This is a genomic window from Solirubrobacter phytolaccae (genome assembly GCF_027587195.1).
GTDB lineage: Bacteria > Actinomycetota > Thermoleophilia > Solirubrobacterales > Solirubrobacteraceae > Solirubrobacter > Solirubrobacter phytolaccae.
Map to the genome: position 1 here is coordinate 111,615 of NZ_JAPDDP010000014.1, position 11,606 is coordinate 123,220.

The window sequence follows — 11,606 nt, forward strand, 5'->3', positions numbered from 1 at the left end:
GGATTCTCATCTTCTCATCTTCGACTCATGGCCAGCGGGCACCATCCTCACCAACCCTAAGGTGAGGTCAGTTTCATGCGTGTGCTAGTGGTCGAGGACGAGATCAAGATGGCAAGCCTGATTCGGCGCGGTCTGCGCTCCGAAGGGCTCGCGGCCGACGTGGCCATCAAGGGCGAGGATGCCCTGTGGATGGCCGGTTCCACCGGATATGACGCGATCGTGCTCGACGTCATGCTTCCGGGGATCGACGGCTTCGAGACGTGCCGCCGTCTGCGTGAAGAGGGCATCTGGTCGCCGGTGATCATGCTCACCGCGCGCGACAGCGTGGAGGATCGTGTCGCCGGCCTCGACGGCGGCGCCGACGACTACCTCGCCAAGCCGTTCTCCTTCGCCGAGCTGCTCGCGCGTCTGCGCGCGCTCGCCCGGCGCGGCCCGGTCGAGCGCCCGGCCGTGCTCGAGGTCGGCACGCTCAAGCTGGACCCGGCCGCCCGCCGCGTCTGGCGCGAGGAGACCGAGGTCAACCTCAGCGCCAAGGAGTTCCAGCTCCTGGAGACGTTCATGCGTCACCCCGGCGAGGTGCTCTCGCGCTACCAGCTGCTCGAGCACGCGTGGGACTACGACTACGAGAACCGCTCGAACATCGTCGACGTCTACGTCCGCTACCTGCGCGACAAGATCGACCGCCCGTTCGGCGTCACGCAGCTCGAGACCGTGCGCGGCGCGGGCTACCGCCTCAAGGACTGAGCGGGGCTCAGCTCACGTCACCCGGCGGCGCCGTGTCTTCGAGCGCGGCGTCGATCTCGGCCGAGGCCGTCTTCAGCGCCTCGGCCGGCGCGGCGCGGCCGGAGACCGTGTCGTAGACGGCCTTGGCGATGGTTTCGGAGATCAGCCCGGGCTGCGGCGACGGCGGGAACGGCCGGGCGATCTCCAGCGCGGCCTTGACGGCTTCGCCGTTCGGGATCTGCCCGTCGATGGACGCCCACGCGGCTCGCGTGGGCGGCGCGTACCCGTGGTCGCGCGCGAGGTCCGCGTAGGCGGGGTCGCTCGTCAGGAAGTCCAGGAGCGCGACGGCCGCGTCGCGGTTGGCGGTCGTCGTCGGGATCACGAGCGCGGCTCCGCTGAGCACGCTGACGCGCCGGCGCTCGGCGAACGGCGGCGGCGCCGACGCGGCGAGGTTCCCCGCCTCGAACCGGAGGTTCCAGTTGATCATGAACCGGCCGGTGTCGCGCTTCTCGAACGCCTCCGCGTTCTCCAGGGCGTCGCCTTCGAGCAATCCGCCGGCCTGCAGCAGCTCGAGCGCGCGCAGGTTCTCCGGGGCGTCGAGCGCGCTGGACAGCCCATCCTCGGACAGCACGCGGCCGCCGGCGGCGTAGGCCAGCTGCAGGAAGGCGGCCGTGGCCCCGTAGTCGTCGTTGGGCACCAGGACCGAGCGCGGCTCCGCGAACGCGTCCTGCCACGTGCTCGGGGTGGTGTCCGTCAAGCGCGAGTACAGCAGCTGCACGAAGAAGTGGCGCGGCATCGCCCACGTCCGGCCGCGATAGCGGACCGCCTCCAGCGCGCCCGGGAAGAACTCGCGGCGGCGGGCGTCCGCGTACGGCGTCAGGTCCGTGGCCGCGCCGGCGTCGGCGAACCCCGCGACGTCGGCGTCGTCGACGTTGAGCACGTCGCACCGGCCGCCTTGCACGTCGGCGTACAGCGTGTCGTAGTCGGACGGGTCGTACGCCTTGTAGCGCGCCTTGACGGTGCGCTGGGTGGTGTGGAACGCGGCGACCGCCTCGCGCTCGGACTCGTCGTCCTCGGAGACGCAGTAGGTCACCTCGCCCTTGGCGTCGCGGACGTTCATCGCCGCGAGCGGGTCGGCCGGACGGGCCGGCCGCGAGGCCTGCCCACCGCAACCGGCGAGGGCGGACACGAGGAGCAGACTGGTGAGGAGGCGTCGCACGGGGATCGGGAGTACCCCGTCTGGAACCTTTTGCATCCGCGCGCTGTATGGAGGAGTGGTGGCTCGAGCGCTCACGGAGAGCGAGCTCATCGCCCTCGCCGCCGAGGGCGATGGCGACGCGTACGCGTCGCTCGTCCGTGCGCACCAGGACATCGCCTTCCGGACCGCCATGCTGATCACCCAGGACGCCGCCGAGGCCGAAGAGGCCGCCCAGGACGCCTTCGTCAAGGCGTGGCGCGCGCTGCCGCGCTTCCGACAGGGCGAGCCGTGGCGGCCGTGGCTGCTCACGATCGTCGCCAACGAGGCGCGCAACCGGCGCCGGTCGGCGGGGCGGCGCACGGCGCTGGCGCTGCGCGTGGAGCCACCGCGTGAGGACCGCTCGGCCGAGTCGGCGGTGCTGGCCGCGGAGACGCGCGGCGCGCTGCTGGCCGCGCTCGCACGCCTGCGGGAGGACGACCGGCTCGTGCTCGGCTGCCGCTACCTGCTGGAGCTGAGCGAGGCCGAGACCGCCGCCGCGCTCGGCGTCCGGCCGGGCACGGTGAAGTCGCGCACGTCGCGTGCGCTGGGCCGGCTGCGCGAGGAGGTGGGCGAATGACACCGGACCTCGAACGCGCCCTCCGCGAGCTGGAGATCGATTGGCCGGCCACGCCCGACCTGGCCGCGACGGTCGCCGCGCGGGTGGCCGACGAGCCGCGCCCCACCACCCGCGCCCGTGGATGGGGCCGGCCACGCGCGCGGCTCGCCGCCGCCGTCGCGGCCGTGCTGCTCGTCCTCGCCGGCGGGACGCTCGCCGTGCCCGAGGCGCGGTCCACCGTGTTCCGCTGGCTGGGGATCGAGAGCGTCGAGATCAAGCGGGGCACGCCGCGGGCCACGCCCCGCGCGTCGCTGGACCTCGGCACGCCGACCACGCTCGCGAAGCTCTCCGTGCCGGCGCTCCAGGCGCCCGGCCTCGGGACCCCCGGCGTCTACGCGACCGCGCTGCCGGACGGGTCGGTCGCCGCCTCGCTCGTCTACGACGGTCCGGTCCTCGTGCAGACGTTCCGTGCGCGGGTGGAGCCGTTCATCGAGAAGACGATCGGGGCGGGCGCCGACGTCGAGCGACTGGACGTCGACGGCGCGCTGGCGCTGTGGATCACCGGGCCGCACGGGTTCGCCTACGAGGCGCCCAACGACTCGTTCGGGTACGAGCAGCAGCGCCTCGCGGGCCGGACGCTGCTCGTCGAGCGCGCCGACGGGCTTCTCCTGCGCGTCGAGGGCCAGCTCAGCCGCGAGCGCGCCCTCGGGATCGCCCGCTCAGTTCAGTGACGGGTCCGGCGGCATCGTCGCCAGCAGCGCGTAGCGATGCCCCTTGCGCCGCAGCACGGCGGCCCACAGCTCTTCGGGGTCGGGCGTGAAGATCTCGTCGCGGGTCGGCGGCTCGATGATCCAGGCCTCCTCGGCCAGCTCGTCCTCGAGCTGACCCGGGCCCCAGCCGGCGTGGCCGGCGAACACCCGCGCGCGGCGGATCGCGCCCGACAGGTGGTCCGGGTCGTCCGCGTCGGCGCCGATGAAGCCGAGGTCGCTGTCCACGAGCGCGCCCGCGAGCTCGGGCCGGTCGAACTCGGCCAGGACGATGACCGCGGTCTCCGCGACGGGTCCGCCGACGTACACCGGCTCCTCGTCACCGGCGAGCCACGACAGGTCCGGGACGGCCTCGCCGACCGTGGAGCCGGCGGGGCGGTTGAGGACGAGGCCCATCGCGCCCTCGTCCGTGTGCTCCGCGATCAGGACGACCGTGCGGACGAAGTTCGGATCGTTCAGGACTGGCGACGCGAGGATGAGCTTGCCGCGAAGGGACTCCGCCATCCCTCCATTGTGGCCTATCGCCACGCCTTACTTCGCGGTCTTCTTGGCCTTGGACTTCTTCTTGGTCGCCTTCTTCTTCTTGGAAGACGACTTCTTGGCCTTGCTGGACTTCTTCTTCTTGGAGGACGTGCCGGCCTTGACCGACTTCTTCTTGCCCTTCTTGGACGTCGTCGAGGCCGCGCGGTTGACGCCCGAGCCGCCGACCGGGGCGGTCGGGTTGGACGCGGCGGCGGCCGAGCCGTCCGGGTTCGTGGCGACGACGGTGACGCGCAGACGGCGGCCGAGATCGTCGCTGGTGATGGTGTAGGTCCCCTCGGTCGCGGCGTCGACGTCCTCCCAGCCGGCGACGGCGAGGCGCTGCCACTGGTACGTGTAGCTCGTCGGGCTGTTGCTCCACGCGCCGTTGCCGGCGGTCAGCCGCGCGCCGCGGCGCAGGCCGCCGCCGATCGTCGGCGGAGCGGTCGCCGCCGGGGCCTGCGGCACCCACAGCGCGCCGCCACCACACGCCGGGGCGATCTCGCCACACGGCGCGAGGAACGCCGAGTCGTACGTGTTCCAGTGCGTCGCGAGGTAGCTGCCTGGGGCCGGAGCGGGGTTGAAGTAGTCGTCGCGGCCGCAGTCGTAGTTCTGCGGGATCGCGCCGGGCAGGCCGCCGCAGTCGATCTGCATGGCGTGCGCGGCACCGGCGTCCTCGACGTAGCACATGACGTCGGCGCCCTGCCAGCAATGGCCGTAGTTCGGGGCCGAGCCGCCGCGCGGCTGCGTCGAGTGCGGTGCGCCCCACTGGACGGCGCCGAGGTTGTGCGTCATCTCGTGCAGGAAGCCCTCGGGCCACCAGCCCCAGCGGGCGGCGCCGGGCGCGTTCGCGCCGTCACGGCTGAAGAGCACGGAGGTGAGCCCGCCGCGGTTGTGGACGTTCGAGGCGCCCTGCTTCTCACCGGAGGCGCCCATGATCGTCTCGCCCAGGCCGTACTCCTGCTGGCCGCCGGCCAGGCCGTCGGCGATCACGATCGAGTTGCGCGGGGTGCTCGAGGCGCCCAGCGCGCGCTGGACGGCGCTGGAGATCGCGCTGAAGTTGTCGGCGTACTGGGCGCGGGTGCCGGGGAGCGGGACGATCTGGATGTCCACGTACTGGGCGCCGCAGCTCGTGCCCATGTCGAAGCGGACGGCCTTGGTGCCGCCGTCCTGGGCGCTCAGGAAGCGCTGGACGATCGCGACGTTGGCCTGGATCGCGTCGCGCCAGCCCGCAAAGCGGTTGGGGCGGTCGGCGGCGAACGCGTAGACGACCTTGAACTGCGCCTTGCCCGCCGGCGTGGCGGCGTTGGCGGTGTTGTCCGTCGTGCGGTCCTCGCCACACCAGCTGGTCGGGAGCCCGTCGCCGTTGTCGGCGGCGGCCTGCGCGGTGACGACGACCTCGGCGAGGTTGACGTCCTGCAGCTGGCCGCGGGTGTCGAGGTGGGTGAGCCGCTCTCCGGTCTGCTGCTGCTGGAGCGCGTACGTCGGAACCGCGAGGGTGGCGAGCGCGAAGACGGCAGCGCAGAGCGAGTTCAGCCGGATCATCTTGTCTAGGTCATCGACCCAGACGGCCCGGTCCTTAAGTCGTTTTCATCAAGTCGCGGGCGGGCTCGATGCCCCAGCGCCCGGCGAGCTCGGTCAGCGGGCCGTCGATGCCCCAGCGATCGGGCAGCGGCGCGTCGCCCTCGAAGTCGGGCGCGGCGCCCTTGAGCAGCATCGAGCCGGTGTTGTCGCCGATCGCGCGGAGCTCCGCGACCTCCTCGGCGCTAAGCACGCTCGGGCCGGTGACGGCAGCGAGCTCGGCGCGCTTGTCCTCGATCGACTTCTCGCCGCCCGCCTCCTCGATCAGCGTCGGCGCGACGACCTCCACCGGGCCGTGGGCGAGGTTCCAGTGACAGGCGAGTTGCAGCGGCGTGAGCCCGTGACGCTCGGCGATCGGCCGCATCCGCTCGAGCTTGGCGTTGCCCGCCTCGACCCAGCCGGCGGGGCGGAACCCGCGGTGGTCGTAGCGCGGGAACGCGTGCCCGGGGCGGACGTCGTCGTGGAAGAGCCCGCCGTAGTCGACGACACGGGTGATCAGCTTGACGTCGTGGCGCTCGGCGGCGGGGATCACCAGCTCACCCGGCCACGGCTCCATCGGGTTGAGGATGATCATGCCCCAGTCGATCCGGTCGCCGAAGCGCTCGAAGCAGTCGATGACGTCGAGCGTGAAGCCGTTGGCGGGGCCGGGCGCGACGCCGAGCATGCGCGTGAGCCCCGCTGCCCGAACGGCCTCCAGCGCGTCCCAGACGGCTTCGCTCGTGTAGCCCGTCCGGTCCGGGTTGTGCAGGAGCAGCAGGTCGAAGGCGTCCACGCCGCAGCGCTCCAGGCTGCGCTCTGTCGCCATTCGGACATAATCCGCGTAGCCCTCCGGACCGCGAAGACGTGGGTCGGTGAAGCGCGGGAAGCCCTTGGCGCCCTCGCGTTCCCCCTCGTAGAAGTCGTGCCCGATGGCCCCGACGAGGGAGTACTGGTCGCGCGAAACCCCAGCTAGGGCGCGGCCTAGCACACGATCGGCCTCGCCCGCGCCATACGTGTCCGCAGTAAGCAGAGTCGCGATACCCTGACCAGGGCGCAGGAGGGCAGCGAGCCGGTCGTCGTCGACGGGTTCGCCGAAGTGCATGAAGCGGCCGCCGCTCCATGTCCCGATCGCGGCACTGGACAGCGCCGGCCGATGGTCTTCCCTTAAGTGTGTACTCAAGGCCCCCACGAGATCGCCGATGATACGAGGGTGACGCATTCGCGAACGGGTCTCGCGTGCGCGGTGGTGCTCTTCTGCACCCTCGGTTCCCTGCTGCCGTCGTTGGCCGCGGCCTCCGAGATCGTCGTCCGCCGAGCCCCGGGCCTCTCCGCCTCTGAGCGCGCCGACGTGCGCGCCGATGCGGGTGTGCGCCTCGAGCGGATGTCCGCGGGCGCCGACACCGAGGTCGTCAGCGTCCCGGACGGCCGGGAACTCGCCGCCCTCGAGCGGCTGAACGCCGACGCCGACGTGCGCATCGCCGCACCGAACGTGCAGCTGCGGACCAAGGCCGAGCTCGGCTGGCAGCTGGACTGGCAGACCGACGCCGACGTCGACGCGCTCGACGCGTGGGACGACGCCGGCTTCCAGGGCGAGGACGTCACGATCGGCGTGGTCGATCAGAGCATCGACGCCACCCACCCGGACCTCGCGGGGCACATCGGCGATCCGGTGGAGTTCGTGACCACCGACAAGTGCACGGCGCCCCCACCCACCGACGTCGACGACCACGGCACGCACGTCGCGGGGCTCATCACGGCGCTCCGCAACGACGTCGGCATGGTCGGCCTGGCGCCGCTCTCGTCCGTGGTCCCGCTGCACGCGGTCGACAACTGCGGCGGCGGCGATCTGTACGACGTGATGCGCGCGTTCGACTACGGGGGCAGCCGCTACCCCATCGTCACGGCCTCGCTCGCCACCGACCCGACGGAGACCGCCGCGTTCAAGCAGCTGGTCGACGAGCTCGTCACCGACACGGTCAGCAAGTACCCGAACACGCTGTTCGTCGTCTCGGCGGGTAACGAGGGGGCCGACGTCGACGAGCCGGGCAACGAGGTCTACCCGTGCAGCAACGACGCCCCGAACATCATCTGCGTCGGCATGACCGACACGCTGGACCGGCCGACGTGCTGGGGCAACGTCGGCAAGACCTCCGTGGATCTGTTCGCCCCGGGGCTCACGCTCAGCTCGACCGTGCGGGGCGGCGCCTACCGGGTCAAGAGCGGCACGTCGATGTCGGCCGCGCTGGTCGCCGCCGCGGCGGCGCTGATCGAGTCCTCGAACCCGATGACCTACAACGCCGAGGGCCTCAAGAGCGCGCTCGACGACTCCGTCGATCGCGTGACCGGCCTCGACACGATCTCGCGCTTCGGCGGCCGGCTGAACGCCGCTCGGCCGCTGCTCGCCCCCGGCGCGCGCCTCGGCGGCGGCAGCATCGGTGGGCAGTGGGTCTCGTGCGATCCCGATCACGACGGCTTCCGCGGCGCGAACGACGATTGCCCGTCGCTGGCCGGCAAGCTGCGAGGGTGTCCCGACCGCGACCAAGACGGGATCATCGATCCCAAAGACAACTGCCCGGCCGACGGGAACCCCGACCAGGCCGACCAGGACGGCGACGGCCTCGGCGACGCCTGCGACGGCGACCGTGACGGTGACGGCGTCGTCCCACCGACCGACCGTTGCGCGACGCTGGCGGCACCGACGTCCGACGGCTGCCCGGTGATCGTGACGCCGACGCCCACCGCGACGCCGCCCGGCGACGGCGGCAACCGCAACCCCGCACCCTCGCCGACGCCCGGCCCTCCGCCGGATCCGGCGCCGGCGGCGCCGAAGGTCACCAAGCTGGACGTGAAGGTCACGCCGAAGTCCTGCAAGGGCCGCACGACGTGCAAGCAGGCGGCGAAGGTGACCGTCAAGGTCTCGCGCTCCGCGACCGTGGCCGTCAAGGTCGAGCGCAAGGTCGGCCGCAAGTGGCGCCAGGTGACCTTCAAGTCGCTCAAGGCGTCCATCAGCGGCAAGAGCCTCACGATCCGCGGGACGCGCGGGAAGACGCTCACGCGTGGCAGCTACCGCGTGATCGCGACCATCAGCGGCCACACCACGCTGAAGACCTTCCGGGTTTGAACGCCGGCGTCCTCGCCTTCGGCGACTCGATCACCAACGGCGGCGGGGAGCTCCAGTGGGGCGTCGCGCTGCAGTCCTGGGCGTTGTGGACGGCGCGCGGGCTCGGGCTGCCGTACACGGGCTACGCCGTCGACGGGGCGCGGGTGGAGCACGTGGCGTCGGTCCAGGTGCCGGCCTTCGAGGCCCGGACGGCGCTGCCGGAGGCTCGCTACGCCGTCGGCTGCCTGTACGCGGGCGTGAACGACGTGCGCGCGCCGGACTTCGACGCGGCGGCGTTCGAGCCGGCGTACGCGTCGGTGGCGGAGTTCCTGGCGGCGCGCTGCGACCGCGTCCTGCTCGTCACGCTGCCGGAGGACCTGGGGCGGCCGCGGGCGGGAGGCGTGGAGGCGGGCAACGCGGCGATCCTGCGCGTGGCGTCCGCGGTCGGCGCGCTCGTGCTCGACCTGCGGAGCTTCGGCGCACGCAACCTCGTGATGGTCGATCACGTGCACCCGACGGCGTTCGGGCAGGTGTGGATCGCCGAGCGGGCCCTGGACGTGCTCGCGGCGGACGGGCTGGACGTGCGCGTACGGCCCTCGACGCTCATCACCCCGGGCGGATACACGCCGCTGCGCGCGCTCCAGGGCGACTGGACCTACGTGTACCGGGCGCTCAGGCTGCGGGCTCTGGATGCCGCGGGTCGGGCGCGCCGACTTGCGCGAGGCGCTTAGGCACCCAGCGGTAGCCGAAGAACAGCAGCAGCCCGAACGCCGGCAGGCCCATCGCGAGCGAGGCCACGCCCAGGAACTCGACCTCGCCGGCGAGGATGCCGACGAGGAACACGATCGCGCGCAGCAGGAACAGGCCGGCCCAGATCAGCGTGTACTCGGTCATCACGCGCCGGACCTCCGGGATCTTCTGCCACTCGGGGTCCGCGCGGTAGAGCGTGCTGACGATGAACCCGGTCAGCGGGCGCCGGATGATGACCGAGCCGGCGAAGATCACGAACAGGCCGCCCTGCTGGGCGACCTTGGGCCAGAAGAAGTCCTCGGCGTTGCCGGAGCGGACCGCGATGAACGCGGCGAGCGCGATCCCGAGCAGGCCGCCGAGCGCGTTGATCACCGACTTGCGGCGGACCAGCCGCTCGATGAACATCACGACCCCGATGCCGACCGCGACGGCCGCGGCCGTGTTGACCTCCTTCGTGATCGTGTAGACGATCACGAAGGCGATCGGGGCGATCGTCGTGTCGGCGATCGCGCGCCGGTCGCGCAGCATGTCGAACGGGCCGGGCGGGTGCTCTGGCGGCGGGGTGCTCACGCGTCCGGCTTCCGCGCCGCGAGCATCAGGTTGTAGAAGATGCGGGGCGGGAGGCGCGGCTCGAGCAGCGTGCGGTCCACGCGCTGGAGCAGGATGTAGCCGCGGTAGGCGTACTGGATCCAGCCCCACGGGATGTCCTTGGGGTCGGCGCTCGCCTCGAGCGTGCGGTTGAACCAGCCGAACCAGTTCGCCAGCAGCTCCTCGCCCTGGACCTTGACGTCGGTGAAGCCGCCGGCCGTGGCGTGCGCGGTCAGGTCGGAGGGGACGAACGCGTGGACGTCGACGACGGACTCGAGCGCGTGCTCGTCCTCGTCGGGCGCGCCGTGGTGGGTCGGGGCGGGGCTTGCCTTGAGCGCCTTGCGCCACAGCGGCGCGGCCTTGACGGCGGCGCGCTTCGGGTACGCGGCGAGCTTGTCGCCCTGGCGGGAGGGCTCGCCCGCGAAGAAGATCACGCCGCCGGGCTTGAGCACGCGGCGGAACTCCCGGAACGCCTCGTCGAGGTCCGGCAGGTGATGCAGGACGGCGTGGCCGAGCACGAGGTCGAACGTCTCGTCCTCGAACGGCAGCTGCGCGGCGTCGCAGGCGGCGGTCTCGACGGTCAGGCCCAGCTCGCTCGCGTTGTGCTCGAGCGTCTCCAGCATGCCGGGGCTGATGTCCGTGCATGTCGCCTGGGCGATCACGCCCGTCTGCAGCAGGTTGAGGCTGAAGTAGCCGGTTCCGGAGCCGATCTCGAGCGAGTGCGCGAACGGCCCGGGGTTGGGGCCGAGCAGCTTGGTGAGCTTGCCGAGCACCTGCTGGTGGCCGATCTCGCCGAACGAGATGCCCCACTTGGAGTCGTAGGTCTCGGCCGCGACGTCGTGGTAGCGGCGGTTGACGTCGAGGATCTCGTGCTCTGTCGGCGGTGCGGCCATTTCGGCCCATGAGCGTAGCTACGGAGCGATGTAGCGGGACGCGATCACGCGGTGCGCCGTGGCGTCGGTCTTCACCCAGCTCAGGAAGCGGGCGAGCGCGCCGGTCGGGCGGCCGCGGGTGACGAAGCCGAGCGTCCGCCGCGCCGGGTACGTCCCGTCCTTGACGGTGGCCCGCGTGCACGGAACGCCCTCGTAGGGGACGGCGTGCAGGCGGCGGGCGAACTCGAGGTCGACGTAGCCGAACGCCGCGGGGGTCGCGGCCACGTAGTCGCGGACCTGCGCGGAGGCCGTGAACGTGCTGGCGGGGGCGAGCGGCGTGCTCAGGTCGACGAAGGTGCTCAGGAACACGGCGCGCGCGGCGGACGTGACGTCGAACGCGACGCGGGCCACGGGGACGTCGCCCGCGGACCCGGGGATGTCGGCCCAGCTGGAGATCGTCCCGGCCGCGAGCGCCTGGACCTGCGCGTGCGTGAGGTTGGGGACGCGGTTCGCCGGGTTCGTGACCAGGCAGATCGCACTGAGGGCGAGCGGCGTGAACGTCAGGTTGGGCGGGTCGTCCGCGGTGAGCGCGCGACCGGAGAGCCCGGCGTCGACGATCCCGCGCGCCGCGTCGGCGATCCCCGTCCCGGTCCCCCCGCCGACGATCGAGAACCGCGGCGCGTCCGCCCGGTGCTCGCGCCGGTAGAAGTACGCGAGGTCGGCGACCACGGCCTGGGCCGGGCTCGCGCCGCTCATGGTGATCGTGCGCGCCGCGCCGGGAGCCGGCGCCGGCGTGAGGAGGAGAGTCGCTACCGCCGCCGGTCCGAGCAGGCGGCGCGCACGTTTGAGGGGGCGCCACGAGGCGGTCGCGCGCCGCGGGCCGGCCGTGCCGTTCGCGCCGGCCGTGCCGTTCGCGCCGGCCGTGCCGTTCCAA

The 11,606-nt window shown here is 72.4% G+C and carries 12 protein-coding genes; 5 read left to right on the top strand and 7 right to left on the bottom strand.

Annotation, left to right across the window (positions count from 1 at the left end; all coding sequences use genetic code 11):
- The first annotated feature begins 75 nt into the window (after positions 1-75).
- Positions 76-744 (top strand): response regulator transcription factor, encoded by a 669-nt coding sequence (locus tag OJ997_RS10155; RefSeq protein ID WP_121250983.1) that lies wholly within the window; start codon positions 76-78, stop codon positions 742-744.
- A gap of 7 nt (positions 745-751) precedes the next feature.
- On the opposite strand, the gene OJ997_RS10160 is transcribed toward OJ997_RS10155, so the two are convergent.
- Positions 752-1,912 carry an extracellular solute-binding protein gene (locus tag OJ997_RS10160; RefSeq protein WP_270024973.1) on the bottom strand — a complete coding sequence of 387 codons (1,161 nt, stop codon included), beginning with the start codon at positions 1,910-1,912 and terminating at the stop codon, positions 752-754.
- A gap of 88 nt (positions 1,913-2,000) precedes the next feature.
- On the opposite strand from OJ997_RS10160, the gene OJ997_RS10165 reads away from it, so the two are divergent.
- Both OJ997_RS10165 and OJ997_RS10170 read left to right on the top strand, forming a co-directional pair.
- Complete coding sequence (locus OJ997_RS10165) at positions 2,001-2,537, top strand: RNA polymerase sigma factor (RefSeq protein WP_270024974.1); 537 nt, start codon at positions 2,001-2,003, stop codon at positions 2,535-2,537.
- A complete protein-coding gene (locus OJ997_RS10170; RefSeq protein WP_270024975.1) occupies positions 2,534-3,247 on the top strand; it encodes a hypothetical protein in 714 nt (237 codons plus the stop codon). Before OJ997_RS10165 ends, OJ997_RS10170 begins: the two co-directional genes overlap by 4 nt.
- On the opposite strand, the gene OJ997_RS10175 is transcribed toward OJ997_RS10170, so the two are convergent.
- From OJ997_RS10175 to OJ997_RS10185, 3 genes are read right to left on the bottom strand one after another with little or no spacing between them, the layout of a single operon-like run.
- Positions 3,236-3,787: a YqgE/AlgH family protein gene (locus OJ997_RS10175; protein ID WP_270024976.1), complete on the bottom strand. Its 552-nt coding sequence runs from the start codon at positions 3,785-3,787 to the stop codon at positions 3,236-3,238. The two genes, OJ997_RS10170 and OJ997_RS10175, sit on opposite strands and share 12 nt — an antisense overlap.
- Positions 3,788-3,814: 27 nt before the next feature.
- Positions 3,815-5,347, bottom strand: a complete 1,533-nt coding sequence (locus OJ997_RS10180; protein ID WP_270024977.1) for a hypothetical protein — start codon at positions 5,345-5,347, stop codon at positions 3,815-3,817.
- Positions 5,348-5,381: 34 nt separating this feature from the next.
- A complete protein-coding gene (locus OJ997_RS10185; RefSeq protein WP_308213570.1) occupies positions 5,382-6,581 on the bottom strand; it encodes an aldo/keto reductase in 1,200 nt (399 codons plus the stop codon).
- On the opposite strand from OJ997_RS10185, the gene OJ997_RS38085 reads away from it, so the two are divergent.
- Together OJ997_RS38085 and OJ997_RS10195 are read left to right on the top strand one after the other, a co-directional pair.
- Positions 6,573-8,483 (top strand): S8 family serine peptidase, encoded by a 1,911-nt coding sequence (locus OJ997_RS38085; protein WP_270024979.1) that lies wholly within the window; start codon positions 6,573-6,575, stop codon positions 8,481-8,483. The genes OJ997_RS10185 and OJ997_RS38085 overlap by 9 nt on opposite strands.
- Positions 8,480-9,193 carry a GDSL-type esterase/lipase family protein gene (locus OJ997_RS10195; protein ID WP_270024980.1) on the top strand — a complete coding sequence of 238 codons (714 nt, stop codon included), beginning with the start codon at positions 8,480-8,482 and terminating at the stop codon, positions 9,191-9,193. The genes OJ997_RS38085 and OJ997_RS10195 overlap by 4 nt, the downstream gene beginning before the upstream one ends.
- Here OJ997_RS10195 and OJ997_RS10200 read toward each other — a convergent pair.
- The 3 genes from OJ997_RS10200 to OJ997_RS10210 form a co-directional block, all read right to left on the bottom strand.
- On the bottom strand, positions 9,135-9,782 hold the full coding sequence (locus OJ997_RS10200) for a DUF3159 domain-containing protein (RefSeq protein WP_270024981.1): 648 nt from the start codon (positions 9,780-9,782) through the stop codon (positions 9,135-9,137). The two genes, OJ997_RS10195 and OJ997_RS10200, sit on opposite strands and share 59 nt — an antisense overlap.
- Entirely contained in the window at positions 9,779-10,693 is a 915-nt protein-coding gene (locus OJ997_RS10205) for a class I SAM-dependent methyltransferase (RefSeq protein WP_270024982.1), read from the bottom strand. Before OJ997_RS10205 ends, OJ997_RS10200 begins: the two co-directional genes overlap by 4 nt.
- A gap of 18 nt (positions 10,694-10,711) precedes the next feature.
- Positions 10,712-11,606: substrate-binding domain-containing protein (locus OJ997_RS10210; RefSeq protein WP_270024983.1), on the bottom strand; the 895-nt coding region annotated here is incomplete at its 5' end.

Coding starts and splice junctions, on each gene's coding strand:
- OJ997_RS10155 (WP_121250983.1), top strand. CDS start 76: ATGCGTGTGCTAGTGGTCGAGGACGAGATCAAGATGGCAAGCCTGATT.
- OJ997_RS10170 (WP_270024975.1), top strand. CDS start 2,534: ATGACACCGGACCTCGAACGCGCCCTCCGCGAGCTGGAGATCGATTGG.
- OJ997_RS10175 (WP_270024976.1), bottom strand. CDS start 3,787: ATGGCGGAGTCCCTTCGCGGCAAGCTCATCCTCGCGTCGCCAGTCCTG.
- OJ997_RS10180 (WP_270024977.1), bottom strand. CDS start 5,347: ATGATCCGGCTGAACTCGCTCTGCGCTGCCGTCTTCGCGCTCGCCACC.
- OJ997_RS10185 (WP_308213570.1), bottom strand. CDS start 6,581: ATGCGTCACCCTCGTATCATCGGCGATCTCGTGGGGGCCTTGAGTACA.
- OJ997_RS10205 (WP_270024982.1), bottom strand. CDS start 10,693: ATGGCCGCACCGCCGACAGAGCACGAGATCCTCGACGTCAACCGCCGC.